This is a genomic window from Robbsia sp. KACC 23696 (genome assembly GCF_039852015.1).
In the GTDB taxonomy this organism is placed as follows: domain Bacteria; phylum Pseudomonadota; class Gammaproteobacteria; order Burkholderiales; family Burkholderiaceae; genus Robbsia.
This window is the reverse complement of the sequence record NZ_CP156627.1, coordinates 291,597-308,902: the sequence shown is the minus strand read 5'-3', so window position 1 is coordinate 308,902 and position 17,306 is coordinate 291,597. Positions and strand designations below refer to the sequence as shown.

The following is a 17,306-nucleotide window of genomic DNA, read 5'->3' as shown; positions in this document are numbered from 1 at the left end:
TGCGGAAAGTGTAGGGCGCCATATGAATTGAGGGAATCGAATAGTATTTATGAGAGATAGCAAAGACGCTAATATCGGGCGTTCTGTCGGAAGAGGAAGGCCATGTCCTTATCGCTTGAAATCGATTTGTTGCGCTCCTTTGTCGTGATCGCCGAGACCCGGGCGTTGACGCGGGCGGCCGACAAGGTGGGCCGCACCCAATCGGCCTTGAGCCAGCAGATGAAGCGTCTCGAGGAGATCGTCGATCAACCGCTGTTTCAGCGCACCGGGCGCGGTATGCGCTTGACCTATCCGGGCGAGCGCTTGCTCGTGCATGCGCAGCGGATTCTTCGCGCGCACGACGAGGCGATGGCCGATGTCTGCGGCACGGGCCTGTCGGGCGCCATTCGGTTCGGCTGCCCGGATGACTATGCGGCCGTGTTTTTGCCGCGTCTGCTACGCCGCTTCGCCAGTTTGCATCCGCAGGTTCAGGTGGAGGTTCTCTGCGCGCCGACGACGCGGCTGCTGGAGCACGTGGCGGTTCAGGCGGTGGATCTGGCTCTGATTTCCGTGACCGAGAGCGCCTCCGACGCGGACATCATCCGCCGCGAGCCGCTGGTATGGGTCGGCTATCCCGGGGTGGATGCCGCGCAATTCGATCCCTTGCCGCTGGCGTTGTCCGATCCCGATACGCTGGATCATCTGGCGGCCTGCGACGTGTTGCAGCGTGCCGGCCGCGCCTTTCGCATCGCCTATGCCAGCAGCAGCCTCGCCGGGCTCACCGCCGTGGTGCGATCGGGGCAGGCGTTTGCCGTCGTGACCCAGACGGCCGTGCCCTCCGATCTCGCGATCCTGAGCGGCGAGCCTGCCTGGCCGGCGCTACCGACGATCGGCATCACCGTGAAATACGCGCGCAAGCGCCCGGCGCATCTGACGCGCGTGTTCGCCGATCATATCCGCGCGACATTGCCGCTGCTGTGAGCGATTTTCGAGACAGGCTTGACGCGATCGCTTGGAGCGATCACTGCAACAACGGCGTCAAGTCCGGATCGCCTTTTGCCATCGCGCGCTGATAGGCCGGGCGCCCGCCCATGCGTGCCAGATAGGCACGTATCGACGGATAGGGCGCGAGATCGAAGGGATAGAACAGGCGCATCGTGCTGAGCGAAAACACCGTCATGATGTCGGCGGCGGTAAAGTCCCCACCGGCCAGATAGTCGTTATGGGCGAGATGGTCCTCCATCAGCGCCAGCACTTTGCCGAGCCGATCCTGTGTTGCGGCGACGACGGGATGATCGGCGGGAAGGCCGCACCGGGACGCGGTCAGCGCCCGCATGATGACCGGTTGCAGATTGCCATTGGCGAAATGGAACCAGTAGAGATAGGCAGCGAAGTCCGGATGGTCCGGACCATATTGAAGACGGCCTTCGCCATGACGGCCGAGAATGTATTCGATGATGGCTGCGGACTCCGCAAGCAGGACGCCATCGGTTTCCAGGACCGGCGCGGCGCCCAGCGGGTGCAACGCTTTCAGGTCCGGAGGCGACAGCCGCGTGACGGCGTCGCGGGTGTATTTATGCATCTCATAAGCGAGACCGAGTTCTTCGCATAGCCACAGTACGCGTTCCGATTGCGAGTGACCCAGGTGGTGAATTTTCAGCATCGTGCGATCCTTGCGAAAGTGGGCGGAGGAACAAGGCGTTCCGTGATCGCCAAGCTATCACTGTATCAGGCGAGCGAACCGGCAAAGGCGTCGCGATTACTGTACCGGGTGGTCACACGCGGCGTCGAGCGGTGTGCCGTCCTGTCGCGCGATCCGTTCGGCCAGCGTTAGTCGCGGACAGGTATGGCATCGTACGCCATCGTGTCGACGGAAGTGATAGCAACAGGTCTGTCGGTCCACCTCGAGCGTCGGGATGCCATCGCGTCCGCGATACGCGAAGAAACCACTGCGCCCGTCGAGATGCAGCGCGGCGAGCCAGCGCGCACACAAGGCCTCGATCTCTGTCGTTGCGCCGCCCTCGCCCGACGCAGGCTGTGCTGCAAGCAAGGCGGCGAGCACGCAATCGGCTTGCATGCCTTGCGCGGCGCGGACATTGATCCGGATAGACCGGGAGAGCGCTTCGAGTGCCGACGCGCAAAAACGGTTGATGTCGGCGGCGGCCTGCTCGATCAGATCCGTGGGTATCCCTTGCACGGGACGATGTGCCGGATAGCGCGCCGTGTGTGTCCACCCCTCGGCGAAGGTCTGCTCGAACCCCGCAAGCGACGGCAGGCAATGCGCGCGATGCACGGCGATCACGCTGACGTAAATGGGTTTCCATATCAAAATTCCCCAGCACCGCAGCGACCAGTATGCGCGCCCGGCTTCCGGGTAGGCCCTGGACCAGTGCGCAACGAGCGCGGCGATGCAGGCTTGATTCTGATCCGATGGCGCAGGATATCGATAGGCCATGGGAGGCCTGGCCCCGTCCGCGGAGGCGCAATCGGCTTCCGGTTGGTCCTTCACGCTGCCAGATACGGTGGCGCCGACGCCTGGAACGGTCCGCTCCACGATGCCAAGCGCCTCGGCCAGTGTGTACGCTGTCATCGTCATCAAGACGACACGGCCGCGGCCCTCGGCATGCAAGACCTATCGACGTCCTGTTCCGGTCTACTCAAGTTCGATATCCCCTCGGTTGAAGACGATGCACGGCGCGACTGCGTACAAGGGTGCGTTTCGCGCCGCCCTCGCCGATCAAGACGTCAAATGCAATTGATTCTCGTTCAATATGATAGAAAGTTCCTTGCGCGCTGGCAAGGACTCGTCATCAGTGGGGATATAGGCGGGATGAGGCGATCGTGCGTGCGGAAGACGCGGATCGGGAACTAGCGCTTTTCTTCCAGCGCCTTGCGCTGCGTTTCCAGCTGCATGATCACGCGTTGGAGCACGCGCTCCGCGACGGCCGAGCGTTCGACGAAACGACAGCTGATGACGTAGCGTACTTCCCCGGTTTCGGACGTGGCTTGCCGTGGCGCGATGATTTCCAGGTTCACGCTCAACGAGCCGAAATCGCCGAGTTCCAGGGCCACGTCGTGCAGCACGCTCCCGATTTCGAGCCCGCTGAAACGCGCCTCGTAGGTGCGAAGCGCAACGCCGCCCAGCGACAGGTCTTGCAGCTCGAGGCGGAAGCTTGCCCCCGCAATGGCCGGACCGTGCGCGACGAACGGATCGACAACCGGTGTCGGCACGCGGAAGTATTCCCGGCGCTGCACGTAAAACAGGGTCTTGGGGAAGCGCGCCTCGAAGGCGGGCCGATTGTCGAGACGGACCCTGTAAGCGGCGCCGGTAGTGAAATGCGTATGCAATGCACCCGGCAAGCTACGGAACGTCAGCTCGTCCGTCTCAAGCAGTGCCTCGTTATCCGCTTCGACGTTGCCATAATCGAACATGAAGGTGCCGTTGCGCGGATCGACGGCGAGGATATGCGCAACGTACTGGCGCTCTCCGAATTCGACCGTCATGCGGTCGCGCCGCGTCATCAACGTGCGCAAGGACATGGAAATCTGCAGCGGATCGCGCTGCCGATAATCCAGATCGACCTCGGGCAAAGGATTCGGAGCGACATCCGGCGAAGCATTCGAATCGGCGTCGCGGGCAGGTGCGGTAGTCATCGTGAAGTCGGTAGAAACGTGCTTGGTCAGTTTCGATTCGCGGACCGGTGAAACGGAAACAGGCGAAACGGTTATATGGCGTTGATTTACCGGCATCCGGCGGAGCATCGACTTTTTTGAGAGGCATCGCGTGCGCGGGCTAGGCATCGCCGATTCTCTGCCAAAGCCGCGCATTTCCCGCGTTTGACCTGCATGCCAGCCATTAACGGCATCGCGTCCTCTTTTCTTGATAGAAACGACCGGTAAGCGGTGAGTTTTTTTGGGACGAGACGGCGATAAAACAAGCGGGCTGTATCCTACCAGATAGCCATACGCCCGTTTGAATTTATTCCCTGGCCACGCGTTTGCTTTCCGTCGGTACCGGTCGGTCCGCGCGGAAATCATGGGATGCCTCTAAGATCCTAGGGGATACGCTCGTTCGGGTCATGGCGTCGGCAGACGCGCAACACCAGTTGGCGCAGCCAGCGATGCGCGGGATCGGCCTCGAGGCGCGGATGCCAGAGTTGCGAAACGGTGAACGTGCCGGTGGACACGGGCAAATCGAACGCGTGCAGGGTGTCGGAGCCGGGGGTCGGCGCTTGCTGCCACAGACAGGCCGAGGGCACGAGCGCGATCAGGTCGGATGTACGGGCAATGGCCAGCGCCGCGGGAAAACCGGGAACCACCGCCACCACGGTCCGCTCCAGACCCAGTGTCGCCAAGGCCGCATCGATCGGCCCATTTGCCACGCCGCGCCGCGACGCCACCACATGGCCGTACGCGACGTACTGCTTCGCGCTCACCTTGCGGACTTTCTGTAGCGGATGCCCCTTTCTGACAACGGCGACGAAGTGATCGCGGAACAGTGCCTGCAAGCGCACTTCCGGTCCCATCTCGCCCAGGACGCCGATTTCGAGATCGATTGATCCTTCCCGCAGCGGTGTCGAGGTCTTTTCGGGCTTGGGTGCGAACCGGAACCGCACCTGGGGCGCCTCGGCGCTCGCGGCCGCGATCAGGTCGGCGCCGAATTGCTCGACGAAGCCTTCGTTGGTGCGAATGGTGAAATCTCGTCGGAGCGTCGACAAGTCGAGGACCGTCTGGGAGGGGCGCAGCACCGATTGCGCGGCTTCGACGGCACCCCTCGTGCGTTGGCGCAGCGCTTCCGCATGGGGCGTCAATACCATCTTGCGACCGGCGCGTACCAGCAGGCGGTCGCCGGTCGTATCGCGGAGGCGGGTCAACGTGCGGCTCATCGCCGATGCGCTCAATCCCAAGCGACGCGCGGCACCGGCCACGCTGCCATCGCTCAGCAGGATGTCGAGTGCAATAAGGAGATTCAAGTCGGGTTCGGCCATATCCGATGCTAGCACGCACGGCGTGCCGAACGTGGCGTTGCATGCAGTGCCACTGCCCGACGCCTGCGCATGACGCCCGGTGTTAGGCGAGCGGGCCTGGCCTTCTCGCCGGCGACACGCCGCGGCCGGCCATCCGCCTGGCTCGAAGACGGGTGCGACGCAGGAACGGTGCGTCCGCGGGGTCGAGATGCGATAATCCGTCTGGCTCTTTTTGAATGCAATGGAAAATGAACCAATATCTCGAGGTTCCGTTCCGCGAAAAGGATGCCGCCAAGGCGCTAGGCGCACGCTGGGATGGCGGCGCGAAAAAGTGGTACGTCCCGGCCGGTACGGCGCTGGCGCCATTCAGTTCCTGGCTGCCGGCGGGATCGACGACGGACATCGCCGAACGTTTCGACGCCGTGACCGAGATCAAAACGGTCACGTCGGACAGTCGCGACCTCGCGCTCGCCGAGAAAGGCATCAGCCTGTCGCAATTGCTGGCGGGCGTCTCGCAACTGGTGGCCAACGCCTATAAATCGCCTGTCTGGACAATGGTCGAGGTCGTCGAGGTCAGCGGCCGCAATGGTCACGTGTATCTCGATCTATCGGAGCGTTCGGTCGATGGCCGGATGCTCGCGCGGGCAAAGGGCATGATCTGGTCCAGCACCGCCCAGGCGATCCTGCCGCAGTTCGAACGGGCGACGGGCGCGCAGCTCGCGCCGGGTATCAAATTGCTCGTGCGCGGCCGGCCCGTCTTCAAGCCCGAATGGGGCTTCAGTATCGAGATCGACGCGATCGATTCCGAATACACGCTGGGCGATCTCGAAGCGAAGAAGCGGGAGATTCGCAAACGGCTGCAGGACGAAGGCGTCTACGACGCGAATCGGCGTCTGCCCGGCGTCTGGGATTTCAATGCCGTTCTGGTGGTGGCGCCGGAAATGGCGGCGGGCCTGGGCGATTTCCAGGCCGAGGCCGAGCGGCTATCGCACTGCGGTGTCTGCCGCTTCGTCTATGTGCACAGCCGCTTCCAAGGCGAAGGTGCGCCTGAGCAGATACGCAAGGCCTTGCTGAGCGGCCTCGAAGCGTGGGCGGACGCGGGGCATGCGCCGCCGGATGCCGTGGTGATCATCCGCGGCGGAGGTGCCGTGAACGATCTGGCCTGGCTGAACGACTATGCGCTGGCGCATGCCGTATGTACCTTGTCCGTACCGGTGCTGACGGGGCTGGGCCACGAGCGGGACAGTACGATTCTCGACGAGGTCGCCAATCATGCTTACGACACGCCGAGTAAGGTGGCGGCCGGTATCGAGCAAACGGTGCGCCAGCGCGTCGCCGAGGTGAACGCGCACTTCCAGCGCGTGATCGATCATGCGATGAGCACGACGACCTCGGCGCGTTCGCTGGTCGAGCGACAGATCACGGGCACGCGTGCCGGTGCCGAACGCCAGATCGCGAGTGCGCGCCGCAGTGCCGCGGAGTTGATCGGCGAGCTGCAACTCGGCGCGACGAAGACGGTGCATCGCGCCGACCAGGTCACGCGCGAGCAGATGACGAGCGCCCAACGCGATGCGCAGCGTTTAATGGCGATGGCACGCGAGCGGGTGCCCGCATTGATCGCGGACGTGACCCTGCATGCGAGCAAAGGCGTTGCGCAATCGCGCGAGCGGACTCAGGCGCATTACGATGCGCTCCGTGACGTCGCGGGGGCATCGTTGCGCCGCCGGCGAGAAGCGCTGCAGACGAGCATGCAGGATGTCGTGGTCGGCGCGCGTCGGAGCATCGTGCAGGCGCGTAGCGATGCGGCAAGCCAGTTCCAGGCGATCGCCGGGATGGGGCCGGGTAGAACATTACAGCGCGGCTTCGCGATCGTCCGGGACGATGCCGGCGCGACGGTGACGTCGGCGACGCGCGTGGCGGCAGGCAATCATGTTGAAATCGAATTCCGGGACGGTCGTGTTGCCGTCCAGGTCATCAGGAAAGCGGAAAAAAATGACTGAACAGACTTTCAAAAGCGCCTACGGGGTCCTGAAAAAGCACGCCGATACGCTGCGTACGCAGCAGGAGCCGAACATCGACGACTTGCTGTCGATCGTGACCGAGTCGGTCGAGGCGTATAAGGTGTGCAAGGCCCGTATCGATGCCGTGGAAGCGGCGCTGGCACAAGCGCTGAGCGATAGCGCGTATGAAGATATCGCGCCGAGCGCCGCGAATGCGGCGGCCGCCGCCGCGGCTGCGGATGATGCGGACGATGCCGACGACGTGCCGTTCTGACACTGATCAAATATCAAGCGGGGCCCGATTCGGCGTGGCGCTTCCGATCTTGCGCCGGAACGCCGTCGGACTCCCAGTTGGGCGGCAGGAAGAAACGCGCCGCTCGACCTCAACGAAACGCCGCGCCGAACGTAGCGATCTCCTCTTGCGGCATGCCGGACGCCGCGGCGGCCTGACCGATTTGCTGCCAGGTCGTCGCATCGATCGGAATGCCTTCGGCCAGCAGCTTGCCACGGCGTGCGAGCTCGGGTTCGCCCGGCATCAGGATGCGATCCGTGCCTTCCGCCAGCGGTGATGCCTTCAACCAGTCCACGAACGCATCCGCTTCCGCTTGGACAGCGGGCGCGTCGAAGGCGTTCGGATCGATGATGACGGTCGTCATGCAATTCACGATTGCACTGGTATGGTCGAGCGTCGCGTCATGGGTGGTGTAACCACCGGACAGCGCACCGCCAAAAATCTCGCACATCGTCGCCAGTCCAAAGCCCTTGTGCAAACCGAATGGCAACAACGAACCGAACGGCGCCTCGTGCATGACCTTGGGTTCCTGCGTCGGTGTACCGTTGTGATCGATCAAATAACCGGGCGGCACCGTGACGCCTTTGTTATAGGCAACCCGCGTCTTGCCGAACGCGATGCCCGCCGTGGCGAAATCCAGAATCAACGGCGGCTTGCCGGGCCGAGGAAATGCCGCGCAGAACGGATTGGTGCCGAAGCGCCGGTCGATCCCGCCGAACGCCGCCACCATCGGATCGCCCGCGACATTGACGAAGTGGAAGGACACCAATCCTGCCGCTGCGCATTGCTCCGCCCAATGCCCGATGCGGCCGATATGATGCGCGTTGCGCAGTCCCACCGCACAGATCCCCAGCTTTTTCGCGCGTTCGATGCCGAATGCCATCGCTTCGTACGCCACTACCTGGCCAAACCCTTTATGACCTTCGACGGTCAGCACCGCACCGGCATCACGGACGATCTCGGCATGGACATTCAATCTCAATTGTGCCTCGTCGAGAGAGGCCACATACCGCGGCACCATCCCCACACCGTGCGAATCGTGGCCGGAAAGATTGGCCATGACGAGATGCTCCGCCACCAGGTCCGCTTCGCTTTGGGTGCTCCCGGCGTGCACCCAGATCGCACTGATATAAGCGCGCAACGTCTCTGCCGCGATGCGTGATTCACTAGCGTTATCGAGATTCATCCTGCCGAGTCCTTGTGTTCGTGATCGTGATTAGGTGATGACGCCCAACTGCCAGGGAACGAACTCGTTCTGTCCATACCCATTGGCTTCGCTCTTGGAGCGCGCGCCTGACGCACAGTCGAGCATCTGCTGGAAAATACGTTCGCCCAGTGCATCGATGGAGTGCGTGCCATCGATGACACCGCCGCAGTTGATATCGATATCGTCGCTTTGTCGTTCCCATAAGGCGGTATTCGTGCCCAGTTTGAGCGACGGTGACGGCGCGCAACCATAGGCGGAGCCACGGCCCGTGGTAAAACAGATCAGATTCGCACCGGAAGCCACTTGCCCGGTCGCGGAGACCGGATCGTAGCCCGGCGAATCCATGAAGACGAAGCCCTTGGTATCGATACGCTCGGCGTATTGATACACCTCGACGAGGTTCGTGGTGCCGCCTTTGGCAACGGCACCCAGCGATTTCTCCAAAATCGTGGTCAAGCCGCCCACCTTATTGCCCGCCGAGGGATTATTATCCAACGCCGCGCCATGATGCGCACAATACTGCTCCCACCAGGCAATGCGCGCCAGCAACTTCTGGCCGACTTCGGGCGTCACCGCGCGACGGGTCAGCAGATGTTCCGCGCCGTACACTTCCGGCGTCTCCGAGAGAATAGCCGTTCCGCCGTGCTGCACGAGCCGATCCACGGCGGCGCCCAGCGCCGGGTTGGCGGAGATGCCCGAATACCCATCGGACCCCCCGCATTGCAAACCGACGATCAGGTGCGATGCCGGCAGAGGCTCGCGCCTCACGCGATTGGCGTCCACCAGTAGTTCCTTCACCATGGCGATACCGCGTTCGACGGTCTTCTTCGTGCCACCGCTGTCTTGAATCGTGAAGCTGCGCAGCTTCTCGCCGTCTTTCAGCCCCGCCGAATTCAGCACGCCGGCAATCTGATTGGCCTCGCAGCCCAGTCCCAAAAACAGCACCGAATGAAAATTGGGATGCACCGCATAGCCGGACAGCGTACGCCGCAACACGGCCATGCCATCGCCCTGGGTATCGATACCGCAACCCAGCCCGTGGGTCAGCGCGATGACGCCATCGACATTCGGATAATCGCTTAGCACTTGCGGATGCGTGCTGCGTTGAAAATGATCGGCAATGGCGCGGGCCACCGTAGCAGAGCAATTGACACTGGTCAGAATGCCGATGTAATTGCGCGTCGCCACGCGTCCGTCGTCGCGTCGAATGCCCATGAAGGTGGCCGGTTCGCTGACATAGGCGGTGGGATGCAGGTCGATGCCGAACGCATGCTCGCGCGAAAAGTCGGCCATGCTCAGGTTCTGCGTATGCACATGCTGGCCACGCGCGATCGCGGCACGGGCCACACCGATGATTTGGTTATAGCGCTTGACCGGCTCGCCTATTGCGATGTCCCGCGTCGCGATCTTGTGGCCCGCCGGAATCAAGCCGCTGATGCGCAGATCCTCTGACGCGATAGCGGCACCGGACATCAATTGCCGCGTAGCGATCACGACATCGTCGTTCGGATGCAGCCGGATGACCGGCGTGCCGACCGCGATGTTCGGCGCGACGCCGGCGGTCGACGCCGTGGGGAACTCCCGCGACCCAGGGGGCGCGATATCCCGCGCGGTGTTTTGCTCGTCGGCTTGTGTCACGTCGGATTGCACTGGCATGGTATGGAGGCTCGGTTGGGCATCAGACGGGCGAATGCGCATGACCCTGAGAGGCCAGGGCATTGCCGCTGACAGTGTCCAGGGGCTCGACGCGTTTCACGATGACCAGATAGCTGAACGCGCCCAGGAAACAGAAGAAGCCCGCAACGCAGAGCGGCACCGTGAACGAACCATGCGTGATTGCGACCATCAAGCCCGTGAAGGTCGTGATGACGATGCCGGCAAGATTCGACGCAAAATTCTGAATACCGCTGATGGAGGCGACATGATCGGGCGTCGGCGCCACGTCGACGGGCAGTGACCAGATGCTGGCGGCTGCAAAAGCCAGGCTGCCGTAGGCAATGCCGAAGAGCGCGAGCGTGAGATAGATATTGGACGTGAAGGCGGTCAGCGTGATGACGGACGACAGCAACATCCCGCCTACCATGCACGTCTTGCGCGCCGCCGTCAGACTCCACCCTTTTTTATACAACAAATCGGAGACGAAGCCGCCCAGCCAGCCACTGGGAATCGCCATCAATGCCGGGATCATGCCCAGCGTTCCCAGTGATTTCAGCGAGAAGCCGCGTGTCTGCACCAGGTAGCTCGGGAACCAGGTGATGAAAAAGTAGATGACGAAATTCAGGCAGAAGAAGCCCAGCATCATCCCCCACAGCGTGCGATATTTGAACAGCGACAGCCAGGTGATCTTCTGCTTCGGCAGATCCGCCAGTCCCGAGGCAGCGGGTGCCGTTGTCGACAGCGCCGACATCGGCGACATCGCGGGGGACGTGGAGCCCATCGATGTGCCGTACATACCGGGTGCGGTCGACGTCGCGTCCGCTTCTTTCTCCGTCAGATCACCACGGGAGGGATTCTTGTAGATCAGGAACCAGCCCACCACCCAGATGAAGCCGATGGCGCCGGTGATGATGAACGAGGCTTCCCAGCCCAGCGCGCCGATAATGAGCGCCACCACCGGGATCGACAGCGCGGAACCCACGCGTGAGCCGCTATCGAAGATACTGGTCGCCAATGCTCGCTGCGCTGGTTTGAACCACTGACTGACCAGCTTGGCACAGGAAGGGTAGGCCCCGGCCTCACCGATCCCCAGCGCCAGGCGGCAGCCGAACATTGCCGCGACGCTGGACGCGCCGGCGGTCAAGGCGGTGAACAGCGACCACCAGGCCACCGCGATCGGCAGGGCGATACGGGCGCCGATGCGATCGACAAACCAACCGAACGGCATCTGCATCAACGCATAGGTCCAAAAGAAGCCACTTAAAATCAAGCCCATTTGCGCCGGGCCGATATTCAGCGCCTTTTGAATCATCGGCGCCGCCACTGCCAGATTCGCACGATCGATATAGTTGATGGCAATCGCGAGAAAGCACAGCAGGATCACTACCCAACGCATATTTCGCATTTCTTGTCTCCTCTCATTATGGGCTTACGCCTTGACGATGCGATCTCGTAGCGCCGCCCGCAGGTATCGATGCGCGATGTTCACGCCCAGCTCGTCGGCCAGGTCGATGATCGGTTTGAAACGTCGTTGTTTCTTTTGTTCGTGATGCGTGGCGATATCGGCGAGGCGATGTGCCAGAAAGGGATTGTCGAAGCGGTCCCGCACCTCCACCAGATAGCGCGATGCCTGCTCGCCTTGTCCCAGCGCCGCGAACACCGGCAAGACTTCGTTGGCCCAGACCGATTCAAGCGTTGCGCGCCACGTTGCGTGGTGCATGGCGTCGCGCACGGTCGCATCGGCGAGGTGGGCGTCCGCCGCCTGCTGCGCGTCCAGCCAGCATTGCGCCAACACGGTATGTCCCAGATTCAGTAGAAACAGCTTGAGCCGCTCGAAATGCGCTAGATCGTCGGTCAGGATCATGCTGTCGTGCCGGCAGGGCAGCACCATGCCGGCTTGCCGTTCGATCGCCCAGAGTGCGTACGGTTCGGCGACGGCGCCCACCGGCGTGATCGGTTCGGAGACGATGCGATCGACCAGCGAATTGACCCACACGCATGTGTCTCGCAGATAGGCGATGAAGTCGGGTGCGGCATGCCACTTTTGTGCGATGTCCACCACCAGATCGCGTAAAACGTCGCCATTGCGGGAGACCAGTTCGCACGGCAACAGCGTGATGGCTTCCGCGCCGTCGCGATAGCGTGTGTGCAGCAGCACGGCCAATTTGGCGGCGAAGCCACGGGGCGCGGTGTTTCCTTCCAATAGCGCCGCATGATCCTCCGCGAAGACGGCATAGCCGCTATCACCGGTATTCGAGACGATCACTTTGACATCATGCCGAATGCGCTCGCGCAGCAAGGACCAGTCTTCGTCCGCGTGCAGGGCCTCGGCGATACTGTCGGACTCGATGCGCAGATCGACGGTCTCGTGATGCTGCATGCCCCGAATATGCACGGGATAGCGGCGGTGCTCGCGTAACGCCGCGATTCGCGCACTGCTGGCGGCATGGGCGGTGGTCTGCACCACGGTGATCTTGCCCAGGGCGGCGCCAGGATCCCGCCGCGCCGCCTCGCAGACAAAGAGATCCACATGCGCCTGCAAAAACCGGCTGGTGCCGAATTGCAAGATGGGCGGTGGCACGTTCGACGGCGATTCGGCAGGCCCTTCAAGGTCCGCTGTCGTGTCTGCGGCGATAGGCGCTTCGCGAGGCGAGTGGGTCATCGATGTCATCGGGCAGGTCGGATTGATCGTACTGTCAGCACTCGACAATCGCTTTGACGACGCCGGCCGACGGCTCCAGCAACGTTGCAAAGTCGTTCGGCAAGGCGGACAACCGCAAGCGATGCGTATTCAATGCGGCATCCGGAATCTTCCCGGCGCGCATCGCCTCCAGCACCGTCTCGAAATCTTCCAATGTAGCGTTGCGGCTTGCCAATAGCGTTGCTTCGCGTTTGTGGAACTCCGGATCCGAAAACGAGATGGCGTCTTTCACGATCGAGATGAGCACGTATTTGCCGCCGTGCGCGATGAATTCGAAGCCGCGCTGCATCGCTTTGGCATTCCCGGTTGCATCGAAGACGATGTCGAAGAATTCACCATCGGTCAGTGCCGACAATTGACTGACATCGCCTTCACCCAGCGTCACCGCCGCGGCGACGCCAAGGTGCGACGTGCAAAAGTCGAGACGGTCTGCCCGCGAATCGAGCGCGGTAACCGTCGCGCCGCGGAGCGTGGCGAACGTCATGGCCGCCATGCCGATTGGCCCTGCGCCTACGACCAAGACGCGTTGCCCGCGCCGTACTTCCGCGCGGCGCACGGCATGCGCGCCGATCGCGAGGAACTCCACCATGGCCGCTTGATCCAGCGTGACCCCTTCCGCTTTCCTGACGAACTGCGCGGGGAGGCTCAGATACTCCGTCATCGCGCCATCGCGATGCACGCCCAACACCTGGATATTGACGCAGCAATTCGTCTTGCCGTTACGGCAAGCGATGCAGGTGCCGCACGAGAGGTAGGGCATTACATAGACGGTATCGCCGAAGACAAGGCCGGTCTCGGCGTCGGCGGATTCGACGGTGCCGGAAAGCTCGTGTCCCATGACGCGGGGATATTGCAAATAGGGCTGGTTGCCCGTGAAGATGTGCAGATCGGTGCCGCACACGCCCACGCGACGCACCCGCAACAACACCTCGCCCTTCTCGCGTTCCGGTGTCGGACGGCTTTCCGCACGGAGCAAACCCGGCTTTTCACAGATGACGGTCAGCATCGCTAAGCACCTTCTTAATAACGTTCGATCGGCGAAGAATAGGTATTTCCGAGAAAACTGGTCAAGCCAATTCGGCGATTTATAGGGTATGTCCTGAAAATGCGCGGGCGCCGTCTCCATTTTTATCGGGGTATACGCGGATTTTTTCAAGATAGTCGCGGCGCAATGCTAGTATTGGTCAGACCGATCGACGAGCCATTGGCTTTATTTGAATTGACGCGCGGATTTATCGAACATGGAAACCAAGAAACCAGCGAGCGGTCGGCTATATCAAGTCATCGGTGAAAAGATTCGCGCCTATGTCGCGGACAATAAGCTTTCCACCGGCGACAGGCTGCCGCCCGAGCGTGACCTCGCCGCATTGCTGAACGTGTCGCGCCCCTCGGTGCGGGAAGCGTTGATCGCGCTGGAGATTCAAGGGATCGTTGAAATCAGGATGGGCGCCGGCGTCTTCGTGTGTTCGCCGACGGCGCTATCCAGTGTGCATATCGACAAGCTGGGCGACAGTCCGATGGACATCATGCAGGCGCGCGCAGCGATCGAAGGCAGCGTTGCGACGCTAGCCTGTGCGCGCCTCGATGCCGACGGTATCGCTTGTCTACAGGCTTGGATCGACGCCATGCGCCGCGCGATTCAGCTGGGCGAATCGCCGGTGGAGGCGGATCGGCAATTCCATCTGAGCCTTGCCGAATTCGGGGAGAATCCGGTGCTGGCGCGCATCGTGGGCGAGCTGTTCGATGCGCGTCACACGCCGATCGCGGAAAAACTCCGTGGACATTCCGAGAATACCGCGACGTGGAATGCGGCGGTCGCCGAGCACGAACTGATCGTGGCCGCATTGGTGGCGCGCGACGGCTTGGAGGCGCAGTCCGCGATGCGCGCGCATCTGAAGTCTTCCGAGACGCGATGGATCGGTGCGCTGAATAGTGCAAACCCAGGCGACTGAGCGAGCGGCCGGCTCACGACGATAGTGGTGAACGCGGCAATAAAGCGAGATGACGCCGTTGGTCCCGCGCGTCGCCTAGAACGTCACGCCCGCCACCAACATCACATTCGCATACGGCGTGCATTCGCCGGTGCGGATAAACGCGCGGGCTTGTCCGCTCAGCGTTTTGAGTTCCGCATGGGATAGCGTGCGGCGGTCGATCGGCAGGGCGGTCTCCAAACGCGTGAGCCAGCCGTCCGCGCGTGCCACCGTTTCGGTCGCGATGACATAGGACTCCGCCTGCATCTCGGTCAGCACCGTGGACAGCACCAGATCGATCGAAGGCACGCCCGGTGTCAGTGCCAGATCGATGATTTCGACGTTCGCATTGCGCGGCGCCGGCATGCCGGCGTCGGCGATCAGTACCATGTCGCCATGGCCGAGGCTGGCTATCAGACGCGATAGGGCGGTGTGCAATAAAGGCGTTTTCTTCATGCGGTGGATCCCATGAATGCGATCACCTCTGCGTGAGTGGGAATCGATGTTTGCGCGCCGGCGCGGGTGACGGAGAGGGCCGCTGCCGCCAGACCGAAACGAATCGCCGTGGCAGCGGTATCGCCGGCGGCAAGCGCTGCCGCAAGCGCGCCGACGAAGGTATCGCCCGCCGCCGTCGTGTCTTTCGCTTCTACGCGATGTCCTGCGTGGTGGCTTGCCGCATCGCTGCCCTCGGGCAACCACAGCACGCCGCGCGCGCCGAGCGTGATCAGCACATGCCGCGCGCCATCGCGCCGCAATTGCCGGGCCGCGGCGGTAGCGCCCTCGAGCGAATCGACCCGAATGCCCGTCAACGATTCGGCTTCGGTCTCGTTCGGTATCAGAAAATCGATCAGCGGCAACCATCCGGCTGGCAAGGCATCGATCACCGGGGCGGGATTCAAGATGACGACCTTTTCCGCGGCACGCGCATGCGCTAATGCGGCGTGCACCGTTTCGCTGGGCACTTCCATCTGACACACCACGACGTCGGCCAGATCGAGCATTGCATGGTGGTTCGCCAGCGCGATAGGGGAAAGGGCGCCGTTACTGCCCGCCACGACGGTGATGGCATTCTGGCCCCTTTCGTCGACGAGGATCACGGCGATACCGCTCGGTAAGTCCGCCGCGATGCCAACGCCGTCGCATTGAATGCCTTCGTCTTCCAGCGCCTGTCTTAAAAGCGTGCCGAAATGATCCTGTCCGAGGCATCCCACCATGTGCACGTGCGCGCCCAGACGCGCGGCGGCTACAGCCTGGTTTGCGCCTTTGCCGCCCGGAATCTGCGCGAAGCCCTGGCCCGCGAGCGTCTCGCCAGGCCGCGCCATGCGCGGCGTGCGCACCACCAGATCCATATTGATACTGCCCACGACTGTCACACGGCCGCGACGATCCAGTTCCCGCGTGGTGTCCGGGGCGGACGGGCCGCGGTCGGGAGAGAACGGCGAGGTCGGCATGGTGCTCATGTGATGATTTTCGCGAAAGGACCGGCAACGGCGCGTCGCGTGCCGGTGTCTGGCGGCGGCGCGCTCGTCGATTCCCGCAGCAGCAGGCGCGGCGCCAGCACATGGTGTTGCACATCGCCGGTGATGCGTCCCGTAATGCGGTCGAGGAGACCGCTCGCGGCCACGTCGCCCAGGCGCGCGATGGTCTGCCCCACCGTGGACAAGGCGGGATACACATAGCGACTCATCTCGATATCGTCGAAACCGACGATCGAGCAATCCTCGGGTATGCGAATCCCGCGCTCGGCGGCAGCACGCAGCGCGCCGATCGCCATCGCGTCGTTGCTGGCGAAGATCGCCGTGGGCGCATAGTCCCGAAACAAGGTGAGCGCCGCGCTATAGCCTCCCGGGCTGGTGAAATCGGCGACGACGAGCGCCTCGTCGGGAAGGGAAACGCCGTGTTCGGCCATCGTCAAACGAAAACCGTCGACGCGATGCGCGCTGACGGTGGTGTTGTCCGGCCCCGCGATGCAGGCAATGCGCCGATGCCCCAGCGCGATCAGATGCTGGGTGGCGATGGCCGCACCGGCGCGGTGATCCACCTGCACCCGATCCGCGCGAATACCGGCGATCGGACGGTCGATCACGACGACGGGCACGGTGATCTGACGCAGCGCTTCGGCGGCGGCCGCCTCGTCTCCCACCGACGCGATGATCAACCCATCGACGCGCTTCTCGTTGAGGACACGCAGCCACTCGCGCTGCACGTCGACGTCGTTGTCCGAGTTGCAGAGGAACACGCAATAGCCATGGCGGCGCGCACGATTTTCGACGCCCTGCGCGATCTCGGCGAAGTAGGGATTGATATTGCTAGGGACCAGCATGCCGATGGTCCCGGTCGCCTGCGCCTTCAACGACCGTGCCACGGCGGACGGGACGAAGCGCAGCTCCGCCACCGCCGCAAGTACGCGCTCGCGCTTGTCGGCACGGACCGGACGGGTCTCGTTCACGACATGGGAAACGGTCGTGTACGAAACTCCGGCAAGCGCGGCAACATCTCGAATGGTTGGCATCGGCTGTCCTGTCGGTGCGCGC

16 protein-coding genes are annotated in these 17,306 nt (G+C 62.8%); 4 read left to right on the top strand and 12 right to left on the bottom strand.

The features are described 5' to 3' along the window. The first annotated feature begins 102 nt into the window (after positions 1 to 102). Positions 103 to 960 (top strand): LysR family transcriptional regulator, encoded by an 858-nt coding sequence (locus ABEG21_RS16170; RefSeq protein WP_347557667.1) that lies wholly within the window; start codon positions 103 to 105, stop codon positions 958 to 960. Between the two features lie 40 nt (positions 961 to 1,000). On the opposite strand, the gene ABEG21_RS16165 is transcribed toward ABEG21_RS16170, so the two are convergent. The 4 genes from ABEG21_RS16165 to ABEG21_RS16150 form a co-directional block, all read right to left on the bottom strand. Further along, a complete protein-coding gene (locus tag ABEG21_RS16165; protein WP_347557666.1) occupies positions 1,001 to 1,642 on the bottom strand; it encodes a glutathione S-transferase family protein in 642 nt (213 codons plus the stop codon). Between the two features lie 96 nt (positions 1,643 to 1,738). Then, complete coding sequence (locus ABEG21_RS16160; protein WP_347557665.1) at positions 1,739 to 2,569, bottom strand: siderophore ferric iron reductase; 831 nt, start codon at positions 2,567 to 2,569, stop codon at positions 1,739 to 1,741. Positions 2,570 to 2,847: 278 nt separating this feature from the next. Beyond that, entirely contained in the window at positions 2,848 to 3,633 is a 786-nt protein-coding gene (locus ABEG21_RS16155; RefSeq protein ID WP_347557664.1) for a flagellar regulator YcgR PilZN domain-containing protein, read from the bottom strand. Between the two features lie 401 nt (positions 3,634 to 4,034). After that, entirely contained in the window at positions 4,035 to 4,967 is a 933-nt protein-coding gene (locus ABEG21_RS16150; RefSeq protein ID WP_347557663.1) for a LysR family transcriptional regulator, read from the bottom strand. A gap of 227 nt (positions 4,968 to 5,194) precedes the next feature. On the opposite strand from ABEG21_RS16150, the gene xseA reads away from it, so the two are divergent. Then, on the top strand, positions 5,195 to 6,946 hold the full coding sequence (gene xseA, locus ABEG21_RS16145) for an exodeoxyribonuclease VII large subunit (protein WP_347557662.1): 1,752 nt from the start codon (positions 5,195 to 5,197) through the stop codon (positions 6,944 to 6,946). Then, the gene (gene xseB, locus ABEG21_RS16140) at positions 6,939 to 7,220 is read left to right on the top strand and encodes an exodeoxyribonuclease VII small subunit (RefSeq protein ID WP_347557661.1); all 282 of its coding nucleotides are present in this window, start codon (positions 6,939 to 6,941) and stop codon (positions 7,218 to 7,220) included. The genes xseA and xseB overlap by 8 nt, the downstream gene beginning before the upstream one ends. 109 nt (positions 7,221 to 7,329) lie before the next feature. Here the strand turns inward: xseB and ABEG21_RS16135 are convergent, their stop codons facing one another. The 5 genes from ABEG21_RS16135 to ABEG21_RS16115 form a co-directional block, all read right to left on the bottom strand. After that, a complete protein-coding gene (locus ABEG21_RS16135) occupies positions 7,330 to 8,424 on the bottom strand; it encodes a malate/lactate/ureidoglycolate dehydrogenase (protein ID WP_347557660.1) in 1,095 nt (364 codons plus the stop codon). A gap of 30 nt (positions 8,425 to 8,454) precedes the next feature. Further along, complete coding sequence (locus tag ABEG21_RS16130) at positions 8,455 to 10,101, bottom strand: altronate dehydratase family protein (RefSeq protein WP_347557659.1); 1,647 nt, start codon at positions 10,099 to 10,101, stop codon at positions 8,455 to 8,457. 22 nt (positions 10,102 to 10,123) lie between these two features. Continuing rightward, positions 10,124 to 11,506, bottom strand: coding sequence for an MFS transporter (locus tag ABEG21_RS16125; RefSeq protein WP_347557658.1), 1,383 nt, complete (start codon positions 11,504 to 11,506; stop codon positions 10,124 to 10,126). 24 nt (positions 11,507 to 11,530) lie between these two features. Then, entirely contained in the window at positions 11,531 to 12,682 is a 1,152-nt protein-coding gene (locus ABEG21_RS16120) for a mannitol dehydrogenase family protein (protein ID WP_347558053.1), read from the bottom strand. Between the two features lie 115 nt (positions 12,683 to 12,797). Beyond that, positions 12,798 to 13,808, bottom strand: a complete 1,011-nt coding sequence (locus tag ABEG21_RS16115) for a zinc-binding alcohol dehydrogenase family protein (RefSeq protein ID WP_347557657.1) — start codon at positions 13,806 to 13,808, stop codon at positions 12,798 to 12,800. 235 nt (positions 13,809 to 14,043) lie between these two features. Between ABEG21_RS16115 and ABEG21_RS16110 the strand changes: the two genes are divergently transcribed. Next, positions 14,044 to 14,754, top strand: a complete 711-nt coding sequence (locus tag ABEG21_RS16110) for a FadR/GntR family transcriptional regulator (RefSeq protein ID WP_347557656.1) — start codon at positions 14,044 to 14,046, stop codon at positions 14,752 to 14,754. 75 nt (positions 14,755 to 14,829) lie between these two features. On the opposite strand, the gene rbsD is transcribed toward ABEG21_RS16110, so the two are convergent. The 3 genes from rbsD to ABEG21_RS16095 are packed head-to-tail and all read right to left on the bottom strand — an operon-like array spanning position 14,830 to position 17,284. Further along, on the bottom strand, positions 14,830 to 15,228 hold the full coding sequence (gene rbsD, locus ABEG21_RS16105) for a D-ribose pyranase (protein ID WP_347557655.1): 399 nt from the start codon (positions 15,226 to 15,228) through the stop codon (positions 14,830 to 14,832). Beyond that, positions 15,225 to 16,232: a ribokinase gene (rbsK, locus tag ABEG21_RS16100; protein ID WP_347557654.1), complete on the bottom strand. Its 1,008-nt coding sequence runs from the start codon at positions 16,230 to 16,232 to the stop codon at positions 15,225 to 15,227. Before rbsK ends, rbsD begins: the two co-directional genes overlap by 4 nt. After that, complete coding sequence (locus ABEG21_RS16095) at positions 16,229 to 17,284, bottom strand: LacI family DNA-binding transcriptional regulator (RefSeq protein ID WP_347557653.1); 1,056 nt, start codon at positions 17,282 to 17,284, stop codon at positions 16,229 to 16,231. Before ABEG21_RS16095 ends, rbsK begins: the two co-directional genes overlap by 4 nt. Positions 17,285 to 17,306 lie beyond the last annotated feature (22 nt).